The sequence below is a fragment of the Vibrio sp. 99-70-13A1 genome, assembly GCF_013114625.1.
Taxonomy (GTDB): Bacteria; Pseudomonadota; Gammaproteobacteria; order Enterobacterales; family Vibrionaceae; genus Vibrio.
Genome location: NZ_VTXD01000003.1, coordinates 205,123 through 230,908, shown reverse-complemented (window position 1 = coordinate 230,908; position 25,786 = coordinate 205,123). Strand labels below are relative to the sequence as shown.

The 25,786-nt window shown below is 40.9% G+C and carries 26 protein-coding genes and 1 tRNA gene; 13 read left to right on the top strand and 14 right to left on the bottom strand.

The window, feature by feature from the left end; translation table 11 throughout:
• The first annotated feature begins 37 nt into the window (after nucleotides 1-37).
• On the top strand, nucleotides 38-2,566 hold the full coding sequence (locus F0226_RS04450; RefSeq protein WP_171734511.1) for a glycosyl hydrolase family 18 protein: 2,529 nt from the start codon (nucleotides 38-40) through the stop codon (nucleotides 2,564-2,566).
• A 249-nt stretch (nucleotides 2,567-2,815) separates the two neighbouring features.
• On the opposite strand, the gene F0226_RS04445 is transcribed toward F0226_RS04450, so the two are convergent.
• Nucleotides 2,816-3,823, bottom strand: a complete 1,008-nt coding sequence (locus tag F0226_RS04445; RefSeq protein WP_171734510.1) for a DNA cytosine methyltransferase — start codon at nucleotides 3,821-3,823, stop codon at nucleotides 2,816-2,818.
• Nucleotides 3,824-3,918: 95 nt separating this feature from the next.
• Nucleotides 3,919-5,283 carry a phospholipase D-like domain-containing protein gene (locus tag F0226_RS04440; protein ID WP_171734509.1) on the bottom strand — a complete coding sequence of 455 codons (1,365 nt, stop codon included), beginning with the start codon at nucleotides 5,281-5,283 and terminating at the stop codon, nucleotides 3,919-3,921.
• Between the two features lie 445 nt (nucleotides 5,284-5,728).
• On the opposite strand from F0226_RS04440, the gene secG reads away from it, so the two are divergent.
• The 3 genes from secG (at nucleotide 5,729) to F0226_RS04425 (ending at nucleotide 6,754) form a co-directional block, all read left to right on the top strand.
• Nucleotides 5,729-6,034, top strand: a complete 306-nt coding sequence (secG, locus tag F0226_RS04435; protein WP_171734508.1) for a preprotein translocase subunit SecG — start codon at nucleotides 5,729-5,731, stop codon at nucleotides 6,032-6,034.
• Nucleotides 6,035-6,042: 8 nt separating this feature from the next.
• Nucleotides 6,043-6,127, top strand: a tRNA-Leu gene (locus F0226_RS04430).
• Nucleotides 6,128-6,142: 15 nt separating this feature from the next.
• Nucleotides 6,143-6,754 carry a DUF2913 family protein gene (locus F0226_RS04425; RefSeq protein WP_171734507.1) on the top strand — a complete coding sequence of 204 codons (612 nt, stop codon included), beginning with the start codon at nucleotides 6,143-6,145 and terminating at the stop codon, nucleotides 6,752-6,754.
• Between the two features lie 160 nt (nucleotides 6,755-6,914).
• Here F0226_RS04425 and F0226_RS04420 read toward each other — a convergent pair whose 3' ends face one another.
• The gene (locus tag F0226_RS04420) at nucleotides 6,915-7,763 is read right to left on the bottom strand and encodes an alpha/beta hydrolase (protein ID WP_171734506.1); all 849 of its coding nucleotides are present in this window, start codon (nucleotides 7,761-7,763) and stop codon (nucleotides 6,915-6,917) included.
• A 95-nt stretch (nucleotides 7,764-7,858) separates the two neighbouring features.
• Nucleotides 7,859-8,446 (bottom strand): TetR/AcrR family transcriptional regulator, encoded by a 588-nt coding sequence (locus F0226_RS04415; RefSeq protein ID WP_171734505.1) that lies wholly within the window; start codon nucleotides 8,444-8,446, stop codon nucleotides 7,859-7,861.
• A 270-nt stretch (nucleotides 8,447-8,716) separates the two neighbouring features.
• Between F0226_RS04415 and F0226_RS04410 the strand changes: the two genes are divergently transcribed.
• The 3 genes from F0226_RS04410 to F0226_RS04400 all read left to right on the top strand — a co-directional run bounded on the left by F0226_RS04410 (nucleotide 8,717) and on the right by F0226_RS04400 (nucleotide 11,627).
• A complete protein-coding gene (locus tag F0226_RS04410) occupies nucleotides 8,717-9,673 on the top strand; it encodes an AEC family transporter (protein ID WP_171734504.1) in 957 nt (318 codons plus the stop codon).
• Nucleotides 9,674-9,845: 172 nt separating this feature from the next.
• Nucleotides 9,846-10,889 carry an acyltransferase family protein gene (locus F0226_RS04405; RefSeq protein ID WP_171734503.1) on the top strand — a complete coding sequence of 348 codons (1,044 nt, stop codon included), beginning with the start codon at nucleotides 9,846-9,848 and terminating at the stop codon, nucleotides 10,887-10,889.
• Between the two features lie 90 nt (nucleotides 10,890-10,979).
• The gene (locus F0226_RS04400) at nucleotides 10,980-11,627 is read left to right on the top strand and encodes an START domain-containing protein (protein ID WP_171734502.1); all 648 of its coding nucleotides are present in this window, start codon (nucleotides 10,980-10,982) and stop codon (nucleotides 11,625-11,627) included.
• 84 nt (nucleotides 11,628-11,711) lie between these two features.
• Here F0226_RS04400 and F0226_RS04395 read toward each other — a convergent pair whose 3' ends face one another.
• From F0226_RS04395 to F0226_RS04380, 4 genes are all read right to left on the bottom strand, one after another.
• Nucleotides 11,712-12,272 (bottom strand): DNA mismatch repair protein, encoded by a 561-nt coding sequence (locus tag F0226_RS04395; protein WP_171734501.1) that lies wholly within the window; start codon nucleotides 12,270-12,272, stop codon nucleotides 11,712-11,714.
• An 8-nt stretch (nucleotides 12,273-12,280) separates the two neighbouring features.
• Nucleotides 12,281-12,667: an MAPEG family protein gene (locus F0226_RS04390; RefSeq protein WP_171734500.1), complete on the bottom strand. Its 387-nt coding sequence runs from the start codon at nucleotides 12,665-12,667 to the stop codon at nucleotides 12,281-12,283.
• A gap of 777 nt (nucleotides 12,668-13,444) precedes the next feature.
• Complete coding sequence (locus tag F0226_RS04385; RefSeq protein ID WP_137371719.1) at nucleotides 13,445-13,912, bottom strand: YjiG family protein; 468 nt, start codon at nucleotides 13,910-13,912, stop codon at nucleotides 13,445-13,447.
• On the bottom strand, nucleotides 13,912-14,649 hold the full coding sequence (locus tag F0226_RS04380; protein WP_171734499.1) for a nucleoside recognition domain-containing protein: 738 nt from the start codon (nucleotides 14,647-14,649) through the stop codon (nucleotides 13,912-13,914). Before F0226_RS04380 ends, F0226_RS04385 begins: the two co-directional genes overlap by 1 nt.
• Nucleotides 14,650-15,127: 478 nt before the next feature.
• Here F0226_RS04380 and F0226_RS04375 point away from each other — a divergent pair, with 478 nt between their 5' ends.
• Together F0226_RS04375 and nhaD are read left to right on the top strand one after the other, a co-directional pair.
• Nucleotides 15,128-15,298, top strand: coding sequence for a hypothetical protein (locus tag F0226_RS04375; RefSeq protein ID WP_171734498.1), 171 nt, complete (start codon nucleotides 15,128-15,130; stop codon nucleotides 15,296-15,298).
• Nucleotides 15,299-15,477: 179 nt separating this feature from the next.
• A complete protein-coding gene (gene nhaD, locus F0226_RS04370) occupies nucleotides 15,478-16,923 on the top strand; it encodes a sodium:proton antiporter NhaD (RefSeq protein ID WP_171734497.1) in 1,446 nt (481 codons plus the stop codon).
• 172 nt (nucleotides 16,924-17,095) lie between these two features.
• Here the strand turns inward: nhaD and F0226_RS04365 are convergent, their stop codons facing one another.
• Together F0226_RS04365 and F0226_RS04360 are read right to left on the bottom strand one after the other, a co-directional pair.
• Nucleotides 17,096-17,587: a methylated-DNA--[protein]-cysteine S-methyltransferase gene (locus F0226_RS04365; RefSeq protein ID WP_301338145.1), complete on the bottom strand. Its 492-nt coding sequence runs from the start codon at nucleotides 17,585-17,587 to the stop codon at nucleotides 17,096-17,098.
• A 91-nt stretch (nucleotides 17,588-17,678) separates the two neighbouring features.
• Complete coding sequence (locus F0226_RS04360; RefSeq protein WP_171734496.1) at nucleotides 17,679-19,154, bottom strand: AlkA N-terminal domain-containing protein; 1,476 nt, start codon at nucleotides 19,152-19,154, stop codon at nucleotides 17,679-17,681.
• 236 nt (nucleotides 19,155-19,390) lie between these two features.
• On the opposite strand from F0226_RS04360, the gene F0226_RS04355 reads away from it, so the two are divergent.
• The gene (locus F0226_RS04355) at nucleotides 19,391-19,594 is read left to right on the top strand and encodes a hypothetical protein (RefSeq protein ID WP_171734495.1); all 204 of its coding nucleotides are present in this window, start codon (nucleotides 19,391-19,393) and stop codon (nucleotides 19,592-19,594) included.
• Nucleotides 19,595-19,868: 274 nt separating this feature from the next.
• Here the strand turns inward: F0226_RS04355 and F0226_RS04350 are convergent, their stop codons facing one another.
• A complete protein-coding gene (locus F0226_RS04350; RefSeq protein WP_171734494.1) occupies nucleotides 19,869-20,759 on the bottom strand; it encodes a LysR family transcriptional regulator in 891 nt (296 codons plus the stop codon).
• Nucleotides 20,760-21,035: 276 nt separating this feature from the next.
• On the opposite strand from F0226_RS04350, the gene F0226_RS04345 reads away from it, so the two are divergent.
• Complete coding sequence (locus F0226_RS04345) at nucleotides 21,036-21,392, top strand: DUF413 domain-containing protein (protein ID WP_171734493.1); 357 nt, start codon at nucleotides 21,036-21,038, stop codon at nucleotides 21,390-21,392.
• A gap of 172 nt (nucleotides 21,393-21,564) precedes the next feature.
• Here the strand turns inward: F0226_RS04345 and F0226_RS04340 are convergent, their stop codons facing one another.
• The gene (locus F0226_RS04340) at nucleotides 21,565-21,822 is read right to left on the bottom strand and encodes a DUF3081 family protein (RefSeq protein WP_171734492.1); all 258 of its coding nucleotides are present in this window, start codon (nucleotides 21,820-21,822) and stop codon (nucleotides 21,565-21,567) included.
• A gap of 338 nt (nucleotides 21,823-22,160) precedes the next feature.
• Between F0226_RS04340 and nagB the strand changes: the two genes are divergently transcribed.
• Together nagB and F0226_RS04330 are read left to right on the top strand one after the other, a co-directional pair.
• The gene (gene nagB / locus F0226_RS04335; protein WP_171734491.1) at nucleotides 22,161-22,961 is read left to right on the top strand and encodes a glucosamine-6-phosphate deaminase; all 801 of its coding nucleotides are present in this window, start codon (nucleotides 22,161-22,163) and stop codon (nucleotides 22,959-22,961) included.
• A 367-nt stretch (nucleotides 22,962-23,328) separates the two neighbouring features.
• A complete protein-coding gene (locus F0226_RS04330) occupies nucleotides 23,329-23,727 on the top strand; it encodes a DUF2061 domain-containing protein (RefSeq protein WP_171734490.1) in 399 nt (132 codons plus the stop codon).
• A gap of 279 nt (nucleotides 23,728-24,006) precedes the next feature.
• On the opposite strand, the gene F0226_RS04325 is transcribed toward F0226_RS04330, so the two are convergent.
• Nucleotides 24,007-24,543, bottom strand: a complete 537-nt coding sequence (locus F0226_RS04325; RefSeq protein ID WP_216606542.1) for an MltR family transcriptional regulator — start codon at nucleotides 24,541-24,543, stop codon at nucleotides 24,007-24,009.
• Between the two features lie 50 nt (nucleotides 24,544-24,593).
• A complete protein-coding gene (locus F0226_RS04320; RefSeq protein ID WP_171734488.1) occupies nucleotides 24,594-25,742 on the bottom strand; it encodes a mannitol-1-phosphate 5-dehydrogenase in 1,149 nt (382 codons plus the stop codon).
• Between the last annotated feature and the right edge of the window lie 44 nt (nucleotides 25,743-25,786).

The following is a 25,786-nucleotide window of genomic DNA, read 5'->3' as shown; positions in this document are numbered from 1 at the left end:
TTTGGTTTCATAACATTCAAGGAATGAGAGATATACTATGATTCGTTTTAACATGTGTGCGGCTAGTATCGCACTGGCGCTTTCAGGGGCGGCACAAGCTGCGCCAAGCGCACCAAGCATCGACATGTATGGTTCAAACAACCTTCAGTTTTCTAAAATTGAATTGGCTATGGAAACTACGTCTGGCTATAACCAAATGGTTAAGTACCACGACCAAGCCAAAGTGGCAGTAAAATTCAACCAATGGAGTGGTACACCAGGTGACACTTACAACATCTATTTCGATGGTGTAAAAGTGGCAACGGGTCCAATAACTGGCAGCCAAACCACAGCCTCTTTTGAGTATGGGCAAGGTGGTTTATACGAAATGAAAATTGAAGCATGTGATGCTACGGGTTGTAGTATCAGTGCTCCAGCTAAAATCACCATTGCAGATACGGATGGCTCTCACCTTCCTCCTCTCACAATGAATATCGATCCAAACAATAAGACTTACAATACAGACCCAAATACAGTGGTAGGTACTTACTTTGTTGAATGGGGTATTTACGGTCGTGATTACACGGTTGATAACCTTCCTGCGGATAACTTAACTCACATCCTTTACGGCTTTATCCCAATTTGTGGTCCAAACGAATCCGTTAAATCAGTGGGCGGTAACAGTTACAACGCTCTAATGACAGCATGTAATGGCGTGAATGACTACGAAGTCGTTATCCATGACCCTTGGGCTGCATTCCAAAAAAGCTTCCCACAAGCAGGGCATGAATACAGCTCTCCTATCAAGGGTAACTATGCGATGATGATGGCGCTTAAACAGCGTAATCCTGATCTAAAAATCATCCCATCAATCGGTGGTTGGACGCTTTCAGACCCATTCTTCGATTTCACAACTAAAGCAAACCGAGACACGTTTGTCGCTTCTGTTAAGAAATTCCTGAACACGTGGAAATTCTACGACGGTGTTGATATTGACTGGGAATTCCCTGGTGGTGGCGGTGAAAACGCGAACCTTGGTGATACAGTGAATGATGGTCCGGCTTACATTGCGTTGATGCAAGAACTTCGCGCAATGCTTGATGAGCTAGAAGCAACCAATGGTCGTACTTACGAACTGACTTCAGCCATTGGTGTTGGTCACGATAAGATTGAAGACGTGAACTACGGCGAAGCTATCCAGCACATGGATTACATCTTTGCGATGACTTACGATTTTTACGGCGGTTGGAATAACGTACTAGGTCACCAGACTGCTCTTAACTGTGGTAACTTCATGCGCCCGGGTCAATGTGATGGCTCTGGTACGGATGAAAATGGCGAGCAGTTTAAAGGTCCGGCTTACACAACTGACAACGGCATTCAACTGCTGCTTGCTCAAGGTGTTCCGGCAAACAAACTGGTTGTTGGTACCGCAATGTACGGCCGTGGTTGGGAAGGTGTGATGCCTTCTTCGCTAACAGATCCTACTGACCCAATGACAGGTGTAGGTAACGGCAAACTGAAAGGCAGCACTGCACAAGGTGTTTGGGAAGACGGCGTTATTGACTACAAAGGCATTAAAACACACATGCTTGGTGCAAATAACCAGGGCATTAATGGCTTTGAATACGGCTATGACGAAATGGCAGAAGCGCCATACGTTTGGAACCGTACTTCAGGTAAGTTGATTACGTTTGATGATGACCGTTCAGTAAAAGCGAAAGGTGCTTACGTTCGTAGTTTAGGTTTAGCGGGTCTATTCTCGTGGGAAATCGATGCGGATAATGGCGATATCCTAAATGCAATGCACGAAGGTTTAGCGGGCGGCACGACAGACCCAGTAAACCGTAAACCAACGGCTGCAGCAGGTGCAGACCAAACGGTTGTTGGCCCTGTTTCTGTATCTTTAGATGGCAGTACTTCTAAAGACAGCGACGGCACTATTGCTAGCTATGCATGGGCTCAAGTAGGCGGTACAGCTGTCACTCTTGCAAATGCAAGCAGCGCAGTAGCAAGCTTTGATGTAGCTGAAGTAGCGCAACAAGAAACACTGACGTTCACGCTGACAGTAACGGATAACGAAGGTGCTTCGGCAACGGACACAGTTGTTGTGACAGTAAAAGCTAAAGACACGGATCCTGTTAATACGGCACCTGTAGCGGTTGTATCAGCTCCTTCTCAAGTTAACGCTGGAGATGTGGTAGTGGTTGATGCATCAGGTTCAAGTGATGCAGACCAAGATGCACTGACTTATTCTTGGGATGTACCAGCAGGTCTTAATGCAACGGTTCAAGGCGCTTCAGTAAGTTTTGTCGCGAGTGAATATACGCAAGACACTGTTCTAAACTTCACAGTAACGGTAAGCGATGGCGTTGCAAACTCTGCCGCTTCTACTTCTGTTAAAGTACTTAAGAAAGTGATTGATGGTGGCACATGTACAAATGCATGGGATTCTGGCGCTATCTACACTGGTGGCGACCAAGTCACTAAAGGCGGCACTATTTGGGAAGCTAAATGGTGGACAACAGGTGAAGATCCAACAACCACTGGTAAGTGGGGCGTTTGGAAAGAGATTGGTCCTTGTTAATCGTTCACTGCTAATAATGAGTGGTTAACCTAATCGTTAATCATTCACTAACAGGTTTACGAGGATCTTATTGAAGTGAGTAACTCGTAAAAATCTGGCATAAAAAAGGTCAAGTAAGCTTAACAACCATTAATCTTCTTGACCTTTTTTCTCAACTCAAAGCCAGTTAGCCATGTGTTTTTACTAATGACACTTCTATTTTGTTAACGGTACGTCTTATACCTTTCTCAGAAGAGTCTTTACAAAGAATTAAGCGGCTTGTTTTGATTTAGCTTGCTCTAAATGTTCTTTGATACTCAATGCAACTGCCTGAGCGAAAGGCACAGCCACAGCATTACCAATCATCTTATAACCTGCTGCTACATTCTTATAAACAAACTCAAATTCATCAGGGAAACCTTGGATTCGAGCACATTCACGTACGCTTAAACGTCGGTATTCATGCCCTTCAACAAATTTGAATTTATCAGTTTCAACCTTTTCCATTTTCGGTGCGCTCGGATGAATCGGAGCATGCCGACCACCAGCCTGAATAGTAAATGAAGGCTCATCCCAAGTTCTTACTCTATTTCTAGACATGAACATGGTCGAAAACCCACCAATCATATATTCATGGTTTAAAAACTTAACGTCAGGGTTTGGTCTTTGCTTATCAAGAGCAGGTACCGCCGTGCCATCCAGATCCTTCAAAATATGTTTTAACGCTTTACGATCTTCTTTTTCAATTGGATCTGGGAACGTATAATCAATTTCTAGGTCACTTCTAAACCCAACAAAAATAACGCGCTTACGGTCTTGAGCAGCACCGTGATCAACCGCGTTCATCATTTGGTAGAACAGATCGTAGCCCGCTTCTTTAAACATTTTCTTGATGTTATCCAAAGCATCCGCATGGCGAGAATGCTGCATTCCGCTCACATTTTCTGCTAAGAAAAATTTTGGTTTTTTCGCTTCTAGAATACGAATAAAATCAAAGAACAGTTGCCCACGCTTATCTTCGATACCACGCTGCGCGCCTGCTTCACTCCAGCTTTGGCAAGGTGGACCACCAATAATTCCATCGCATTCAGGAACTTCATCCGCTTCGATAGCAGTGATGCTTCGCTGATCTAAAGTTGTATGTGGGTGGTTCTTTTTGTATGTCGCCCAGATATCCTTATCGTATTCGTTTGCCCAAACTACATTGAAGCCTGCTTGTTCGAAACCTAGATCTAACCCGCCAGCGCCGGCAAAAAATGAAACAATTCTATCTGTCATAACTTTAAACTTACCCTTAAATTTGGCGCCGATTATAGCAAAGAGCTGTACATAAGGTCAGTGCTTTTTTTCGTTAAGTAAACCAGTCAGTTAGTTCAATGATTCTCAAATGCTGTGACTGTTGTCGGTAAGCGAACAAGGGTCAGAAAGTGGTTTGAAAGCTGTTGGGCTAATTTAGGTTGATTTAATCCTATGTAGTAGGCATTAACCTCTGAAAATGTGCCTTGATAAGAGGCATTGGGCATCTTTGAAAATTGGCTTATCGATACATCTTTATAGATAAATTGAGTATCGGTAAAGTTTCCAGAAGAAACGACAACATGATCGTCAATCACAATAAACTTCAAGTGAATCGAATCATTAAAGTAACACTTTGCCTGAGGGATATTTTTCAGCTGATTAATGTACCGACGAAAACCTGCTGAATTTTGTGGGGTTCGAGACTTCACTCTTCTTCCGTCAATATTGACCGTTTTAGATTCCGCATCATATGTATTATCTGTGTAGGTTTGGGATAATACTGACACTTCCACTTTCTTTTTTTCTTTCTCTTGCTCCCCCACTTTGGTCGGCAGCAACGCACAATTACTTATATGCTGACCACAAATCATCACTCTTTTTTGAGCTTTCGAGATGAGTTCGGACAATTTAGCTTCAACGTTAGCATTAGATTTGGATAAGAAACTGCCGGTAAAATACACATTATCAACGCCATGCCGAGGAGTAATCTTATCAGTGTCTTCTTGAAAGTTTAGCGGATTACTTGAGTGCGCGTCATTAGTATTAAGTAATCGATAATCAGTACTATTTATTGTTAACTGCCTATAAAACTCAGCCGCTTTATCACCAGACTCTTGCGAGTTCTGCAATACGATACACATCTCTTCTTTCCGTAGATCTCTCACTGCTAAGTTCGATGAAGTAATAACCGTGTAACTACTCCCATCTTTCATTTTTATATAAAGGTTTTTGATGTGTAAGCTATACGGCACAGTGCCACGAGAAAACGGTTTGACCGATTTAGAACGCAAGTAGATATGATCATAAATGAATAGATTCATCGTCTCAGAATGCTTCAAGTAATCATATACTCGCTCTGCGATGTCTTTCTTACTGCTTTTATTAACACCGCTTTTAGTATTATTCAGTACTGAATGATTAAAGTAACTTGGGAAAATACCATTATTTGCCACTTTACCGTCATAGCCTTCCAGTGGTATCGAATAGATATTTATTTCAACCCCTAGCACAGCCAACTGCCTAAGTTGGTCAACTAAAGCCAAGTTGTTACATAAATAAAGGCTTAGATTGATCTCAGCTAGTTTCGCTCGATTAGTGTCTAAAAAATCAACAATACGATTGACGATAACGGGACTTCCACCCTCTGCATAAAACGTAAAATCTTGCTGCCCCCCGTTTAAATGGGGACCATCAAATATAAGGTCGATAACATTATCCATTTCTATTCCCAGTTAGAAGTTAGCCGCAAGTCAAATGCGCGCTCATAAATTCAGCCATAATGAATAGGCTTCAGTTGATTTAGTTTTAATCATGTAGGAAGAAAATAAAGATGAGCCAAGTCTTATGAATAGTGACACAACCACCAAGTCTGTAGCTTAAAGTACTTAATGTTGATCATTGCCAATATTAGTGAGTTGCGGATACTGGGGAGTTGCGAAGATTGTGTAGAATCGAACATGTTTGCAGAGCGAATATATTCTAGAATCATATCGATCAGAGTCGCGTAATCAGTTGAACATAACGCATGAAAACGCTGCAAATATTTACCCGCGCAATATGTGAGCATTTTTTAACCACTCAGGTTCTCATTAAAGCTTGTTTCTATACAAATTAGGCGTTCTTAGTTATCATCAACGGTCGTTTAACTTGGGTATTAAAAGCGTTATGGAAACTATTATCACAACAATCTGCCTTGTATCTGCAGTTGCTACTATTGCATTAATTCTTTTGCAAAAAGGCAAAGGCGTAAATATGGGGACAGCCTTCAATACTGGCACGCCAAGCGCAGCTTCTAACTCTTCAGAATCTGATACCCGTTTGAATAAACTAACAACGGCTTCTGCTGTTCTATTCTTTGGTTGCAGCATCGTACTGACTAACATATCTATGAGCTCACCAACGATTCAAGAAGAAAGCCCGGCTTCAGTTCAAGCTCCTGCTGAGCGTTCAGAGTTCGACATTCCTCAATAACATTGATTGCCGAGATGGTGAAATTGGTAGACACGCTAGCATGAGGTGCTAGTGCCTTTGGGTGTGAGGGTTCGAGTCCCTCTCTCGGCACCATGAATAAATAAAGATTTGAAATCACTATTATCTAAAGAAGAACAAGCGCACCTTCTACTTAGAGAGCTATCTCTAAGTGCATTGTTGCACCTTGAATTCAAGCAGCTAGAAAAAAAATCGCCACTTCCTCTCAATGACAAAAACCTGCTTTTAAAGCTTTGGTTAAAAAAACAGTCAACCACATCTAAATACAAACTTTTAAAGAAAAAATTGAAATCACTATTAAGTGCGACCAATAATCAAAAAGTGAATTTAGAAGTGCTTTTTTTAGAGGTGATCAACTTTCATAGTGAAGTGAAAGCCGCAGATTTAGAAGAGTATTTATTGCTGGTTCGTTCTATAGAAAGAGAGCTGAACAGCACAGTAATGCTATCTTCACCTAACGAGGTGGATTTAGATTACAAAGGAGGCAAAGACTTCATTTGTGTTTTGGCTGATGATTTGAATCGCCACTTCTCTCCTGAAGGTCACCTTGAATCAACAATCAGTTTTTTAGGCAAATTGTCTAAGTATGATCGTACCAAGGTATTCAATTCCGTCTTTATGTTTAATCGTTTTTCATATGAAGTGAAATATGAAGACGATAATTTTGTGCGCTTCGATCTCAGCAAAAACGTAGCTAAATAAAATTACTCAATATACGAATGGCATAATCTCATGCCATTCGCTTCAATCCCTTAGCGACATTCCTGCAAAGCCCATTTCCCAATCTACTTTATACGCTGCCTTGCCTTGCCTTGCCTTGCCTTGCAAATGAGCAGATAAGAATAGAGGGAATAGGTACAACTTATTTAATCAGATTATCGAAACTCTCGAACACTTCCTGACATTTCATTACCCGCCCATGACCTTGACCTTGAGTCGCAACCAAATTGACCTGAGCCATTTCATTCGCAGCACGTTGTGACACACTAAACTTCGTAAACTTATCTTTTTCGTCATGAACGATGATGGTACGAGAAGATCGTAACGCTAACTTCCCATATGGATCGACAGATTGAATTGGGTAGTTAAACTGCTCTTCAACTTCCCCTACAACCGCTTCAAATAGTTTCATTGAATAGCCAGAACGCGCAACGCTGCCAAACAGGTTATCCAAATAGTCCAATACAGGAGCAATCAGTAGTAGCGGTTTATTCTCAAGCTTTGCGTGTTTGCACTCCAATGCTGAAGCCGTTCCCATACTATGCCCAACTAGCCCTACAACTTCATCAGCCGAGTCTAAGATAGCTTCTAAGCCATTCACAAATGCAGGTATATGACCATGAACACCTTCGCTTCCACCATGTGCTGGATGATCATAAGCCAAAGCTGTGAAACCCTGCTTAGCAATATGTTCCATCAAAGGGTAAAACTGGCTAGCAGTACCTGACCACCCGTGAGTCAATACCCAAGCAGGTCCAGAGCCAAGCGAATACGTTTTTAAAACTCCATCACGCCCAACCACTTCAGCTTTGATTAAACCTTCTGGTTCTGCGTTTTTTGCCTCTGTTCGCACAGGCGTCAGCAACAACTTTCGAGCCGTTTTTTTTGCATGAGACGGTGCCAAAATATAATGCAGGTTCGTTGTCGCGCCTATCAAGCTTCGTTTAAAGCTAAATTTATTCGAAGTATTAAAATAGATTTTTTCACTCATGACTCTGTCCTTATGCCAACCGCCCAAAACGAACGACCGTGCTTTTTATTAGTCTAAAAAAGGAGGCTATATTCCTCCTTTAATGTTTGTCCTATTTATTTCCAGCTTGTGACAAGGCGTTCAACACCTTGCCAAAAGTGGCGATGACTCGCCTGTTGACCTTGCAGCGAATAAAATAAATTTGCACTCAAATACAAACCATAGAGTTCAAATGTGGCTTGTTTCGCATCTAAGTCCGCTCGAAACTGTTTACTTTCGATTGCCTTAGAGATTTGAATCGTTAAATACTTAATCCAAACAGCAATGGTGTCTTGCAACGCCTTTTGAATCGGAGAGCTTTCACTGGAAGCATCTTTCCAAGCGTCAATAAACATGCAACTACCTTGGAATGAATGATTCCATCCTAACCAGTTTTCCAATAACTGCTTTAATTTCGCTTCAATGTCTGCATCGCCTAACTCTCGAGCAGGAGCAATAACACGCTGAGTAAAAATGGTGTTCGAGTATTCTAAAACCGACACTTGTAAGTTTTCTTTTGAGTTAAAGTGCGCAAAAAGACCACTTTTCGACATGCCACATTTTTTTGCCAGCTCACCAATGGTTAAGCTTTCTAAACCATTCTCACTAGCAAGCTCAAATGCACAGCTCAAAATGTACTCTTTGGTTATTTTACCCTTGCTCATTATTCACCAAAATTATCACTTTCACGGTCACTTCATTCTTAATGATGTTATTTTTAGCACGTTCGTACTTTTTTGCAAATTTTCTTTATCTCAATGCCCAAATTACTTTGTTGAAAGCCTAAATTGTGGAAAAATGCGACAGTATTCATACAAACATTGAGCAGTAAGTCTTGCCCTTGGCACTATAACTTAAGCATTAAGCGGCATAACCCATTGGATTGGATTGGATTGGATTTAAGTTAGCCATCAATTCATTTATAAGGAACATTCATGACATCTCTCTGGGAGCAGTTTGCTTTTTCAGCCTCTATAACAGGTCCTATCTGCTTGATGCTCGTTTTGGGAGTCTTGCTAAAACGAATCGGTTTGATTAATGAAAATTTTATCGATGTCGCCTCTAAAGTGGTCTTCCAAGTCACTTTACCTGCTATGTTGTTCCTCAGTATTGTTCAATCTAATCATGACTTTTCAGCAAGCGCGAAACTGGTTATTTACGGATTAGTCGCTAACTTTCTCTTTTTCCTATTCACCATATTTACGACCAAACTGGCAATAAAAGATCCTAAAGATAGAGGGGTGATTATTCAGGGTGGATTCAGAGCAAACACCGCCATTATTGCCCTTGCTTATGTTGCGAACATTTATGGGAATGAAGGCGTTGCCCTTGCTGCGATTTACGTGGCTTCAACAACGGTACTTTACAATATTCAAGCCGTCATAGCCTTAACACCTAAGGGCGAAGAGTCTGGCGGAAAAGCCATCCAGCTGATCGTCAAAACACTCACACGCAATCCTTTAATTATCTCGATAGCCTGTGGAGTTTTATTTTATTCGTTATCGATTCCCGTCCCTAAAATGGTTGCTGACGCGGGTCAGTACTTTGCCAATATGACCTTACCTCTTGCTCTTTTGTGTACGGGTGGCTCACTGGATATTCGCTCACTCAAACACGATAAAGGACCAACTTGGTTTGCCACTGGCTACAAACTGGTCCTGTCTCCATTAGCGATTACCCTTGGTGCTTTGGCTTTTGGGTTTAAAGGGTTAGATCTAGGTCTCATCTTCTTGATGAGCGCAGCTCCAACAGCGGCGGCAAGCTATGTAATGGCAAGAGCCATGGGCGGAAATTCGACCCTCGCAGCTAATATTATTGCACTCACCACCTCGGTATCTCTCATCACCTGTACTTTGGGTATCTTTATTTTGTCTGCGGCTAATTTGATTTGATCTCATTTTTAAATTGGGAGTGATATCGCACAGCCACCAGCCAAAACCATGATTTAGACCAACAACCAAAGAGGAAATACTGATAACTTTTTAACTCGTACTTTAGCTTTATTTCCCGATGAACAACTGATTCGCAAGGGGAATTTCCGCCTTGTTTATATTGAGAAAAATTATGTCAGTATCTTCCCCATCACCTGCTCGTCAGAAAATTGCGAGCCTTGAATTTGGACGCGTAATCGCAATACTCGCCATTATTGGCTTACATTGCCAAATGGCTTTGACCTATTGGCAAGTAGATGATGTGCCTTGGGTTGGTTACGTACTCAACCAAGCATCGCGATTTGCGGTACCTTTATTCTTCTTAATTGCCGGTTATTTAATTCAGCCAAAGCTCACCCAATCACCTTGGCAAACTCTCACCGCTTACTCCAAGCCATTACTTAAAGCCTGGTTGGTCTGGAGCGTCATTTGTTTAGCGACGCCATTCAACATTCACAATGTTATGGAGCATGGTTACCTAGGCGAACGTGAAGGGTATTGGGGCTATTTAATGTCAAACCCTATCAATTCACTGATGGAAGGCGGCTTGGTTCATTTATGGTTCTTACCTGCTTTAATTTGCGCCGTACTTGTCATCACGATTTTATTGGACATGAAGTTAAATAAGTATGTACTTCCTATCGCTATAGGGCTCTACCTTTATGGTGTACTAGCAGGAAGCTACGTCAATATCACTGAGTTCCCATCACCTTTCTTTACTCGTAACGGTCCATTTTTTAGCACATTAATGGTGGTGATTGGATTTAACGCAAGAAAGAATAATTGGAGTTTATCGTCTCGCCAGGCAATTCTGATGGCACTCATTGGAATGGCTATCCACTTTGCCGAAGCTTATGCTCTGACTTACGTAGAAAGCCCATTCAATATGCATGACTTCTTATTCGGAACGGCTTTATGGGGGACTGGTATTTTTATGTGGTTACTTGCTAACCCTAACTTCGGACAATCTGCATGGGTGAGCTCTATTTCAAGCCGAATGCTTGGTATTTACGTGAGCCACTTACTGGTGGTTATTCTCATGTTCAATGTTGCAGGAGCATTAGAGATACAAGGTGTCGCTAAAGATCTACTCGTGTATCCAGCCACGATAATCATCAGCTTTCTGTTAATAGTCGGAATTGAAAAAACACCTGCAAAAAAATGGTTGCTTCGATAATCACTCATCATATTTATTAACCTGCAAATAAAAGCTATGACCGGTTTTGATGTAAACTGAATCGGTATAGCTTTTTATTAATGGATTAATATGACCGCTAAAACACTGCTGCTTCTATGCTTTTTCTGCTTTCCGGTTCTTACCCAAAGCCCCCTTCCATGGCTGTTTGTAAAAAGCGAAAACGGGATCACATTACACAAACGCCATCACACCGACGGGCTAATTGAAATAAGGACACAAACCTTTGCTCAAACTAGTTATTCCGGCTTTCTATTGTTACTAGAGGATAGTAGTAATGTACCGAATTGGATTGATAACGTCGGGAGCAGCCATGTGCTTCAACAAATATCGACGAATGAAAATATTGTCTACACCCAATTTATTGCCCCTTGGCCAGCAAAAGATAGAGACATGGTGACCTACTCCCGATACCAAATCGAGGATGGCCAATTCGTTCTCACCATCAAAGACGCTTCTAGCTACCTTCCCTTACAGCCTAATTACATCCGAATCCTTGGTGTTAAAGCCCGATGGGTCTTACAACCTTTAGATAGTGGTGCCACGCACATCACCTACACCGCTTATGCTGATCCCGGCGGTGCATTACCCGATTGGCTGTCTAACAAGCTGTCTATGTCTGGAGCAATATCGACCTTTGAAGGTCTAAAAGAACAATTGCCCAATTATCAAAACAAACAGCACCCTAATTTGCCAAAAGAAAAGGTGGTTATGAAGTGATTGTGGCGTGAGAACAAGTGAAAAGAATGGAAGAACAAAGGATGTAGAAAGCCTTCTAGCTAACAAGCTAACAGCCGATACTAGCTAAGACTTACGGGCAAGATCTCTTGCTAGAATTAAAGCCAATCCAAAGATTTGTAGAAATAGAGCAATATTTTTGTAAAACGCCATTTTATCGTCCAATAACTGCATCGTTTCTGAAAGACCTAAATTCTCCAGATAATAATCATCAATTCTTGTTCGTTCCGTTTGTTGGGCTGTGTTTATCAACATCATGATTTCAGAAAGATTAGATATCTCGATAGCCGGTACGTTACCACCAACCCAAACTGAAAGTTGCCCTTGTAAAGCATCGCTCAAAGGTGAAGGTCTCAAGGGAGAAGTATAAAGAGAAGAAGGAGAGTTGAGAGGTTGAATGGGTGATCTATCTAAATGCAGTAAAATCGATTCCCGCTTGCGTTCTAATGTTTCAATCGAATTCCATGCCAGTTGTATTGAATATACATTGCTGCTTTTTTGCTCACCAAACGCCGCCTGTTCAGAAACTAATTCATCTAACACCAAACTGGATAGCACAATAGCCATAATGTTCAGTACTAACCCTGATAAAACAATCATCCATGCAGGCGGAAGGCGCAATGCCATAAAACTCCCTAAAACATTTTATCGAAAGGTAAATAAACCAAGTTTAGAACAATCAAACTCACCATGCTTAGCAGCGTCATGATCATGCCTTGTTTGCGCCCTGTAAGGCTACGCCCAAGAATCCCTTTTGCATGAATGATGCGTCCAACAATAAAGACTAAACCCGTCACATGAATGAACCACACATTCGCGCCATTCATCTCTAACAACCCCATGAGAATAACGGTGATCGGAATGTAGTCCATGGCATTACTTTGCGCAGAACGCGCAACTTGTAGTGATTCTACCCCGCCATCGGCATGTGCGATTTGATTCAACTTCCTTTGCTTAATCACTTCAAACGCGAGCCAAATCATTACCACAGTGAGTAAAGATGCATAAAGTGCCGTTACCATAATATTTCCTAATTAATTCATTTCTTTGCTCAATCTAGCCAACTCGCCGTCGATCGGCAAATTTAAGCTGCCACTAACTTAAACAGTGTTACTTGAGTCACGACTCTATTCATTAATATATAATTTTACCGATAATGCTGACCTACTTTTTACTCTCTTTAACTGAGTCTGTAGAGCTCATGACCACCCTTCATCTCAATGAGCGTACTCTTTAGGTGAAGTAGCATTAGGTTATCATTCGATTTGTAAGAGATCTCGCACACGGCATGTAGGATATGACGCTTTCTTGCTGTAACCCATTCAATTAATCAGCTTCTAACCAATTGATACATAAATGTTAATAACAAAAATAAACAACCATGTGCATATTATTGTTATTGTTCGTCCATTGTGAAGAACATCAATAGAGTGTTTAATTAATGGGTCGACAGGATGTTGGCAGGAACAGGACAAACCCTAATGGAGTAGGTATCTTCAGGATGAAGATTTGATGGCTTAGGATGAGTTGTCAGCAAGGATGTAACGCTCTAGGAAAGAGTTGCTAGTCAGGAAGATAGGCTTAAGGACACCGCTAGGATGGCGATGAGTAGGAAAGGTTAAAGGATTTAGCCAGTTCAAGGAACGATGCAGGGAGCATACGTAACCTTATTGAAGAATAAGTAACAACGTCAGTAGCAGGATAGCTGCAAAAAGAATAGACCCCGTTTGGTGAAAGCCAAGCGGGGTTTTCTATTTTAATGAAGCTAATATCCATATCTAATTAGATACAAGGCTGCTCTACAAGATAATATTCATTAAGAACATGGCACCAAAAGCATTCAGTACCGATATTGCGATCATCACTGGGATATAACGGCCTTCAGTGCCAATCGGTCCCATGATACGCCCCATATATTGAACTTGAGAGCCCATTAGATAAATAGCAGGGGCAAGAATTGCAATGTGGTCACCGTTTAAAATCCCTTGATCAAATAACGTGATAACAACGCCAACTGCGCCTCCCATTGACATCCACGCACCAATCAAAACCGCAGCAGCTTCTCCAGGTAGACCAAAGACCGCCATAATAGGTGCAAATACGTTACCCATAAGTTCAAGAGCACCCGTAATTTGCAGCGCTTTAATTATCACAAAAGCCATAAGCACATTCGGCACAGTTGAAGTTGTAGCTATTACCCACCCTTTCTTCGCACCCTCTACGAATATATCGGTCACCATTGGCTTTTTCGCTTTAACGTCGCTCATTATGCTGTCTCCTCTGTTAGGGTCTCATCTTTCTTGGGTTGAGATTTATCTTCCTTACCTTCTGTAATATTGAGGTAAATACGGAATAAATTTGCACCTACAAATTTGAAGACAAACATCACGACTACCGCTAAACCAATAGAAGAAGTCACCGCTAAAGATCCATCCATTGCCGTTAAGGTAAATAACACCGCACCAGAGGAGAAAAAGTTCACGATGGCTGCACCTGCGGTAAACTGAAACATAGTGAAAATGTCCGTTTCTCGTTTCGTTAGGTGACCTTCATCTTTGAGTTGACGAGTCATTGCGGCACCTGCATCGGTACTTTGCAATGAGGCTATAAGCGCTAAACCAGAATTGCCGGGAATACCCATTAATGGTCTTAGAAGAGGGGTCAGAAGCTTACGAGCCGCTTCAAGAGCACCATAATGCTCAAGCACATTGATCATGCCTAAGGCAAACATCACGGTAGGGATCAAAGTTAAAGCAAAAATGAACCCATCACGAGCACCGCTTCCGCCTTTGCCGCGAAGAGAAGTCGTCGCCGCTTGCACACCATCCGCCGTTTCACTGACGTCATAAGCGACCTGACCAAATGAACCATTCAACGTAGTAAAATCAAACACTCCATACCATTCATTTGATTTCATTAGTCCAGAAAAAAATACGACAGCAAACGCCAACGCAATATAACAACCGATGGTAACTTTACGATCGGACTTAACAGGGTTAGTCATAAAAACCTCTATACATCTTGTTTATGTGGAACAGAACACGTATGTATTGTGCTAGAGCTCAGACCACACTCTCATGACCAAAATCAAGAAGATGATAAAGTTATTTAATTTAAGATAATTAATACATAAAACTGTGATTTGACATGTTAACTAAAATTTACCTCCAATAAATAATTTAAAAACAAAACTAACAACTAGTTAAATGCCTTAATATTATTAATGTCGGATGTCTTTTATTAGCGTAAGAGATCTCTCACAAAGAACTCGTCAGATTTATCTTAAGTCGTTTAAAATCATAATGTTAATCCAATTAAAAATAATAGATTATCTATTCATATCATACGGTATCTATCCATTACCCTACCACTTAGGTGCTGAGCTAATATAAGAAGCATTTGAGCTCAATACGAAATACCCTATTTTAGGCATTATATAAAATCGCCCTCAAATAATAGTATTTAGAAAGGCGACACCGGCTATGGAAATGAACACAATCAAGTATCAAGTGATGGGCTGCGGTAAGTGGGTATCGGTAACTGTCTCTCGTATTGTCGCTCTTAAACTTGCCGAAGAATATGAATCGTATGGTTGGCCTGTGGAGATTTTCGCTGCCGATATGCCTATAGAAGCAGATCAAAACGCCGCTTAAAGTTATTTGGCTTATTTAAGTTGCAGAACAATTAAGCTTACCTTCCTAAGCTCCCCTATTTATGGGGGAGCTTTTTCATTTCTGCTTATCAACTTATTTTCGATATGAATCACACTTAGACCTTTGATTTACGTCTACTATTTTTACGCGTGTTAATTCCCTATTAACTTGGAGCGTATATGAAAGGCATTCAGCTAACGGTTCTACTCTTATCTTATTTCGTATCTTCGTTGGCTTTAGCTTCAACCGTAGCACCTGCTGCAACGCCATTAAACCTTACTCAATCATTTCCGGGCTACCTTTCACTCGTCCTTTTTACCATCGCTTATACCGTTGTCATGCTTGAGGAATACTTAAAACTGCGCAAGTCCAAACCCGTATTGCTTGCTGCCGGTTTAATTTGGATCATCATAGGTTTTGTCTATAAAGAGCACGACCTTATCGAAGTCGCTCAGCAAGCTCTTGAACATAATTTATTAGAATACGCAGAGCTTTTACTCTTTTTACTCGTAGCAATGACTTACATAAGTGCGATGGAAGAACGCAGGCTATTTGATGGCTTGCAAGCTTGGATGGTTGGAAAAGGCTTCGACTTTCGCTCACTATTTTGGTTAACGGGCTTGTTGGCGTTCTTTATTTCTCCGATTGCCGATAACCTAACCACCGCTTTATTAATGTGCGCTGTAGTCTTAAAAGTAGCTGGTTCTTACACACGTTTTATCAATATTGCCTGCGTTAATATCGTTATTGCAGCCAATGCTGGCGGCGCCTTCAGCCCCTTTGGCGACATAACCACCTTGATGGTGTGGCAAGCTGGGCATGTCAGCTTCTCTGAATTTATGCCGCTCTTCTTACCTTCCGTAATTAATTACTTAGTGCCAGCATTGATCATGTCTTTCTTCCTTCCAAAAGGTCAGCCAGACACGGTTCACCAACATATAGAACTTAAACGAGGTGCAAAACGTATTGTTTTGCTGTTTATATTCACCATTGCGACGGCTGTGGCATTTCACGCCGTGCTTCACTTCCCACCCGTTATGGGCATGATGATGGGGCTCGCTTATCTCCAATTCTTCGGCTACTACCTAAGAACATCTTTACCGAATTCCTTAGCGAGAAAAAAAGCCCTTGCGATTGCTAACCATGATGAAGCGGCACTAAAAAAATTAGGTTCGGTGGTGCCATTTGACGTATTTAGACGAGTGTCCCACGCCGAATGGGACACACTCTTGTTTTTCTACGGCGTTGTGATGTGCGTAGGAGGGCTAAGCTTACTTGGCTACTTAGAATTGGCTTCGGGAATCATGTATAACCAGTGGGATCCGATTTGGGCGAATGTTGCGATAGGCGTACTTTCAGCTATTGTCGATAATATTCCGGTGATGTTTGCTGTGCTTTCAATGGAGCCTGAAATGTCGATGGGTAACTGGTTATTAGTGACATTAACCGCTGGTGTCGGCGGGAGTTTACTCTCAATAGGCAGTGCGGCTGGAGTCGCTTTGATGGGCGCAGCACATGGTAAGTACACATTCTTTGGACATTTGAAGTGGATGCCCGTGATTGCCATCGGTTACGCGGCAAGCATCGTAATACACCTTATGTTGAACCAAGCACTGTTTAGTTAAGTTCTGTTTGATGCAATACCTTGCTACAGCTATCCAAATCTGAGCTTGGCTAAATAACCAAAGTACGATTATCAATTACTATTAGTTTCATCACGAATTAAAAAGCCGCTTATTCATCAGTAAGCGGCTTAGTGCTCTCCAAATAGAACTATTTTTATTCTTAAATTATCGCTTAGATCGCTTGTTCTAATTCCAGAAGCTTTTGCTTTGTCTCTACTCCGCCAGCATAACCCGTTAACTTACCATTCTTCCCGATCACTCGGTGACACGGCACAATAACGGAAACCGGATTCTTTCCATTTGCTAACCCGACGGCTCGTACTGCTTTGGGGTTTCCAATAAAATCTGCGATTTGTTGGTAGCTCCATGTCTCACCATAAGGAATTGCTAACAATGCTTGCCAAACCGACATCTGAAACTCTGTTCCCTTCGCGGCGATAGGCAACGAGAAAGTGAATGTTTCACCTGCAAAATATTGGCTAAGTTCACGAATGGTTTGCAGTAGCACTGGGAACGAATCATCTCGAATTCCGAGATCTTCAGGTTGAGTCGTATGAACTTCAAACCAAGCACCTAATAAGCCATCATCGTTAGCTTGAAGAGTCATCTGCCCAAATGGGCTTTGGTAATATGTGAATCGATTCATTTTCGTTATCTCTGTCATTCGGCTCTCTTTATCGCTCAGCATTCAAGCGGCTTAATTAAAATATAAAGAAAGTGAGTAAGGTTTAAACAAGGCGTTTAAGGTTCAAGTGCTACTGATTCCAACAATGGAAAGTGGCGTAACTTCCCCACGGGGAAACACTGTCTGAAGTAATAGTCGGTTTATCTTCAAGAAATTTCTTAACCACAAGATCCCCCGTTAATAAATGATTGGGTTCACCTAAGCCACGTAACAAGGCATATTGAATCGTCCAAGGACCAATGCCTTTTAAGGCTATCCATTGACTCGGATGTTCATGGCTATTTTCTACCATGTATTCTGCAAATCGCTTTAAGGTTTCTTTGCGGCTATTAGGCATTCGTAAAAAGCTCAAATCAGCAGAAGAAACCTGTTGAGGTGTCGGGAAATAGAGTCGCTCATTATCTTTTTGTTTATCTTGTTTTCCGATACCAGAGAGTTCACCAAACGCTGCTGACTCATTAACAGTCAGTTCATTAACAGCTAGCTCATCCACGGCTAGACCATAAGCTGATAGCTCATGAACTAAGAGATTCAATTGACCAATAGCTGCTTTCACTGATACTTGCTGACCTAATATCGCCCGAACTCCTGCTTCCCATGTACTTAGAACACCAGGAATACGAATACCACTTTTCCGAACCAATTGTGGCTCAACGGATTCAAAAAAAGCTTCGATTTTTGATATATCGACGTCTAAATCAAACATTCTTCTTATGGATGCAGTCAAACTTCGCAGCTGGCTAATATCACTGAGTTGGAATTCAATATCGAGAGTATTGTCTTTAACTCGCGTCGCTTTAAACCAACCTTTAACACCATTGATCATTACTGTTCTTTGGTAGTCATTATCTCCAATCTGTTCAACACCCGCTATTTGCCTCACTCGATAGAAATCCAACATATGTTGCCAATTGAGTGGGCTGCGAAACACCAATTGAATATGGTTTGATACGTTTTCCATAGGCTTAGATTTTCTAACTTGTGTCGGTGAAAGTTGAAGGGTTTTACTGAAGGCATCATTAAAACGGCGAGTGCTATTAAAACCGCTGGCAAAACCAATATCAGTAATGCTCATTTGGCTGTTGTGCAGCAATTGTTTAGCAAACATTAACTGTAAATATTGAGCGTATTGTTTAGGCGAAACACCCAAATAGGTTTCAAAGAGTTGTCTTAAATATCGGTCTGAAATCCCTAATCGTTCAGATAACTCAGCTGTCGTTCCAGAGCTTAAACATCCAGCATCTATCAGCTTTAATGCGCGCAAAAAGGTAGTTTCAACCCCTTTCCAAGCAAATGATGAGGGTGCGCTGTCTGGACGACAACGTAAACAAGGACGGTAACCAGCATTCAATGCCTGAGCAGGGTTCGTATAATATTCAACATTCTGTTCTTTTGGCGGATTTGCTGGGCATATAGGTCTGCAAAATATCCCAGTTGTTTTCACTGCTATAAAAAATAGACCATCAAAACGTGCATCTCTCGCATAGCGAGCTTGGCTACATTGCTCATTTGTGAGGTCGCTATAGTCATGTATTGTTTGCGTCATATTGAAACTCTGCTTAACACTTGATACCTAGATTGTTGTTAAAAAGTGTATCCCTATTACAGCTAAAAACTAGCCACTTTCGGAACTGAATGGTCAGCAGCTTTAAAGAAAAATTGTATTTTTTGGAAATAATTAGCTACTTTTACTTAGTAATAATTTTATTTTTAACAACGTCAGATAGTGAGTACTTTGCACAAAAAGATGCGGAGGCACACTTATTAACAAGGATATTGGCTATGAATCTACACACTTGTAGAATTGTTTTAAAGAACCACCAAGTGCTTACCTGTATGTCAGTTGAGCAGTCTCTCAACCACCTAGAAAGCTTAGGTGATAACGGCATCTCTCAAATTCAAATCGATGCAAGCGATGGACATAAGATTTACTCTTATATGTCTCACTCGCTAGAAGAGTCTCTCGAGAACCTAATGAATCTTTAAACTCGTTAGTTCCGATGTCCTACAGGGCACAAATTACTCAGACTTTAGTTCATAAGAGCATAAATTAAGTGGAGTAAAGGTATTAGATATAAAAATGGCTCCCATCTACAGGAGCCATTTTTGTCTTTAAAGCTATATGATTCTTAGCTTGGGTAGCTATTGACCACAACATATTAGCCTAGATAGTTATCTGCTTAAATTGCTATTAACTTAGAAGCCTTTTAGCCTAGATTTTCTTAAACGGTATTTACAAAAAACTAGGCTACTTTTAATGCTAATCGGCAGCAGGTTCTGCAGCTTGCTGCAAAGTGTAAGCAGTTGAAGGGTCGATTTCTTTCACTAATTCTTCAACTTGCATAATCGCGTCTACAGAGGTGCTGCTCTTGCGATAACTTAAATAGATAGGTCGATACCAATCTTCTACGCCTTTGACTTTATAGAGCTGCCCAGAGGCTATAAATGGCTCAACCAAAGATACAGGTAAATAAGCACTGCCACCTTTTTCTAAAATGAAATCTAACGCAATACGAGCAGTAGATGTACGAAGATAAGGCGCTGGTACTTTTGGATGACGCTCTGCGTGTTCAGAGCCAAAACGAGTTCCCCAATCTACATACACATATTTATGTGCGAATACAGATTCTAAATCGTCAGGCTTAGTCGAAACCAGCACTAAAACAAGATCAGCCACTTTCTTACAATGCAGCTCTTCTGCTTTAATCTGATCGAAAGCGAAAGCCATGTCTAAAGTACGTTCCAGTAAGTTTCTGTTTAGTTGCTCTCGCCCCATAACTTCAGCCATGAAGCCATAGCCACCGAATGAATCGGTCACCACACTTAAACAGTTTTGCAAATACGCATCCCAAACATTTGGGGTTCCACCTAGTGTTAATTGAAGTGCTTTGCCACTTTCTAAAGACAATTCAAATTTAGCCTGCTGCAAAGTGGTGACCATTACTTCTGCATAACCAATCAAGCGCTCACCCGAAGAAGTAAGCTTAATATTATTGCGATCACGAATAAAAAGTTGCGTGTCAAAGTAGCTTTCCAGCTGTTTGATACGCGCACTTACTGCCGCTTGAGTCAGGTACAAATTTTCTGCAGCACGACCAAAATGTCGCACTCTAGCAACCTCAAGAAAGGTTCTAAATACTTTCACATCCATCAAATACATCTCTGTAATAAATCTGCTAAATAGCTGATCTAGGATTGTTTATCGTAAAGGCAAAAACGTTTTGTTTTTCATTTTCGCCTTTTGACAATATTTTCGCGTGAACCACTACTGCTTTCTAGTGAGGCATTATTTCATGCGAACAATAGCGGTATGTAAACAACTATTTTGTGTAAACAGCAGTTACTTATACAAAGCTTAGTTTTTACGTGAACAAACACACAATTTTCTATCTAACTATATTATATCTAACCATATACTGAGGCTGATATGTCTGAGACTGAATTCCGACACGGAAAAAAACGTTTTTATGACACCAATAAATTCCCACGAGGTTTTGCCAAGTCAGGCGATTTTACTCTTCTAGAAGAAGAAATCCTAACCTTGTTTGGCGACACCATGCTTGCACTTGAGACTGGGGAGCTGCTACCTACCAACTCTGAAGAAAAACATTTTTTAAGAGTATTGGCTCATCCGCATAAGGCTAAGTCGAAGTTGGAGCAAGTCTGGCTTAAGTACATTAGGCTTGCTCGCGGGCGTCGCCGTTTCCATACATTGAATGGTTGCAAACGAGCTGGCAGCTTTAGGGAAGAATTCGAGAACGACCTAGTTTTAGAAGAAGATTAAACCCGATTTTAAGTGCCTGCTTTCAACATGGAGCAGGCACTTTATTTTTGGGTTCACCTTTAATTTTTGCGTTTACCTTTAAAGATTACGAAGTAAAAAGAAAAAATTTAAGTACTGGAGACAAAAGCCTCAAAGTGAGCTTGCTTCTTTTCATATCGCTATTCAGCAGGCATTACTGCTGTTCTAAAATCTTATACAACTTTTCAAATAAACGATCTTTCTTATCTTCATTAGCATAATCAATATGGTAGCGTTTTAGATCTTTAACCTTTAGCTGTGCACCATCTGTTCTCATTCTGATTTCTTTTTTATCTTCATTCCAACTGGTTTCAATACCTTCATACATTTTACCCATTGTAGTATCGGTTCCTAAATGCATGATCAGGGAGTGAGCTTGAAAAATTTCTTTCGGGCTAATCTTATAAACCATAGTTGACCATTCAATCCTGCTATCTATTCATTGATGCACTATTTCACTGAAGAATTATTTAACTGAAGCATTGCTTATCTAAAGAGTTGTTTGCTTAAGTATAGGTTTGAAGCTTGTATTGGCAAATGAATATACCTGCCATTTATTGTTCATCATATTCTTCTTTAACTCTGCCAATTATCCATATATAAATAGATTATGTTTTGAGCTAATTCGCACATATCTGACCTAAATCGCAAAAATTTGACTTAAAACAATAGCAGATCGCATTAACTTATTTTATAATGCGAATTAATGTTTCAGAACACTATAATTTCTAATATCTAGGGGCTACATCAATGAGACTGATTCCATTAAGCAACAAAGCAAAAGTAGGTAAATGGGCTGCTCGTCACATCGCAGATTCTATCAACAAGTTCGCTCCAACTGCTGAGCGTCCATTTGTTCTAGGCCTTCCTACTGGTAGTACTCCTTTAACTACTTACGCTGAGCTAATTGAACTTTACAAGGCTGGCGAAGTAAGCTTCAAAAACGTTGTAACATTCAACATGGATGAATACGTAGGCATTGACCCTAACCACCCAGAGTCTTACCGCACTTTCATGCACGAGAATTTCTTCAACCACGTAGATATCCAAGCTGAAAACATCAACCTTCTTGATGGTAAAGCAGACGACATCGATGCTCACTGTGCAGCATACGAAGAAAAAATCCGTTCTTACGGCAAAATTAACTTGTTCATGGGCGGCGTAGGCATTGATGGTCACATCGCATTTAACGAGCCAGGATCTTCTCTATCTTCTCGTACTCGTATCAAAACGTTGACTGAAGATACTCGTATCGCGAACTCTCGTTTCTTTGATGGCGACATCAACCAAGTTCCTAAATACGCACTAACAATCGGTGTTGCTACTCTTCTAGATGCTGAAGAAGTGATGATCCTTTCTCTAGGTCACAACAAAGCCCAAGCGCTTCAAATGGCTATCGAAGGTTCAGTAAACCACATGTGGACGGTTACCGCTCTACAGATGCACCGTAAAGCTATCATCGTTGCTGATGAGCCAGCTCAACAAGAGCTTAAAGTTAAAACGCTTCGCTACTTCCATGAGCTAGAAGCTGAGAACATCCAAGACCTATAATCTTATAGACTTGAGATAATCTCTCTCCTTCACGTTGAATCGAGATTTTAGATCTTAGGTTAAACGTGAATGAAAAAAGATCCGATATTGGCTATCCAGTATCGGATTTTTTATTTCGCGCAGCATTTTTTATATCTACTAAACAATCGTCATCGAACAACGCCTTGCTACCGCTAGTAAACCTCTTTCTCCATTTCTCCATTTCTCCATTTCTCCATTTCTCCATTTCTCCATTTCTCCAAAAATATAAACATAATCCCCATTGCAAAAACCTATTAACGTAATAGGAATTATCAACTTTCGTTAATGCGAATAATTATCAATAATAGCCAGGTAGACACAGAGCAAGATTCATGAGGATATTACGATGATCAAGACAGCAACGTTTGCAGCAATCCATTTTTCCATTGCAACTTTGGTCGCTTTTTCTTTAACAGGCGACTTCTTATTAGGCAGCTTGATTGCCATGATAGAGCCATCAATTAATACCGTTGCCTTCTATATGCATGAAAAAGCATGGCAAAAAGTGCCTTATCTGAAGCGTCATGAATCGATGACTCAAATCAAGACCGCTAGCTTTGCCGTTATTCATTTTAGTGTGGCATTTACTGTGACTTTCGCATTAACGGGTGACGCGTTTATCGGGGGATTGATGGCAACAATTGAACCAGCAATTAACTCTGTCGCTTACTTCTTCCATGAGAAAGTGTGGCTTAAAAGAAAGCAAGAGAAGGGGTTTGCTACAGAAGGTGTGGTTTGTGCTTAAATCTATGCACTCATTAAATCAAAACTGAATACAGGTTTGAAATCTCAATAAATTGAGGCAGTCATTCAACACACAATAGGGTTGGAATGAAATGCCTCAATTGAATAGGCTCTAGCGAAACTAAAGAGAAATCGAAGGCGAGGTTGCAAAAATGCTAGGCTAAACGAGAAACTTAATTCTGTAATCGAATACTGAAACTGAAAGCTAGACCAGGAACTGAAAACTAAACCAAAAACGGGAAACGGCTCTTCAAACGAATACTAAGCTTAAAAATATCGATTACGAAGTAAGCGCATTCTCTCTGCAAAGGGTGTTAACAATGTCTGTAATTGCCAAGACTATTGTCGATTGAACTTTTTGATGGTGTCTGCCTAAGAACATTTCCAACATAGGCCCTGACATAGTTTTCACCATATCCTCATCATAATCGATTGGCATGATTCTCTTTATTGCATTGACTTTATTCAGTTCAAACAACACATCAATCTCAGTGAAGCTGACATTATTTTCTTGTATCTTTGCCCATTCTTTAAGAGTGACAAAGATTTCAATGTCGTCATACACTTCTTTGCTAATTACCCCTAAACCAAGCAGAAGCTTACCTCTAACCATAATGTCACCAAGCGGCCCATCATTGCTAAGCAAAGGCTCAACAACAAATTTGACTGCATAATCATCCTTATGGAAGATATTTTGCAATAAGGCATCCACGGTATCATCCAGTGCGTCATAAGCTGCAAGCAAACACTCAGAAGCACTATCGGCTTCGGATAGTGCTTCTAATAATTCAGTTTCATGACTCGGTTGTATTGGCATAGCGGCTCTATAATGGAAAAGTGCCACATTCGTGGCACTTTGATGAACTATCATTTCAAGGCTAAGTAGGCTTGTTCCGCTAGTTTAACAACTTCTGAGTCACTATTCAGCTCAGAATAATGTGCTAATGTCTCAACGAAGCCTTTTTCTTCAAACATTGCTTGAAGTTCAACCGCTTGAGGGTCATCTTCATTTTTGTAAAGGAATGCAGCAGCAATACCATTCAAAAGGTGACCATTTGGCAGATTGTATTCTAAAGTACCGTTTAATGGTTTGATTAAACGATCTTGAGGGCTCAATTTACGAATTGGCTGGCGACCAACACGATCCACTTCATCACGTAGGAACGGGTTTGCAAAACGACCTAGGATTTTTTGGATGTAAGCGGCGTGCGCTTCTGGATCAAAACCGTAGCGTTTAATTAATACCGCGCCACTTTCTTCCATTGCTGCCGTAACTTCTGCACGAATCACATCATCTTCAATCGCATCTTTAATTGTTTCATGACCTGCTAATACGCCTTGATAAGCCGTGATTAGGTGACCCGTGTTAAGAGTAAATAGTTTACGCTCAACAAACGCCATTAGGTTATCTGTGCATTCCATACCTGGGATGTTTGGGATCTCACCTTTGAACTGAGTTTGATCTACGATCCACTCGCTGAATGTTTCAACGGTTACTGCTAGTGGGTCTGTTTCACCGGCTTCTGCAGGTGGCACAATACGGTCTACAGCTGAATCAACAAAGCCAATGTGTGCTTCAGTGAACGCTTTCATTTCATCTGAAAGGTGCTCTAAAACCGCTTCTTTTAATTGGCTAGTACCGCGAACCATGTTTTCTGCAGCAATGATGTTCATTGGTGAAGTGTTGCCTGCAGCTGCGCGCTTCTCGATGCCTTGAGCAATCGACTTTGAAATAATCTTTAGAACTGTAGGACCTACCGCAGTCGTAACTAAATCAGATTCTGCAATGCTGTCCACGACTGCACCAGTTGCTGAGTTCACTGCAGTTACGTTTTTAACAACTTCTACAACGCACTCTTCACCAACGATTTTTACTGGGTATTCATTACGTTCAATTAGCGCATTCACAACCGTTTCATTTACGTCTGCGAATGTTACAGCGATGCCAGCATCTGCTAGTAATTTACCAATAAAACCACGACCGATATTACCTGCACCAAAATGTAACGCTTTCATAATTTTAAACCTTATAAAGATTGAATCTACATAGATAACGGCTC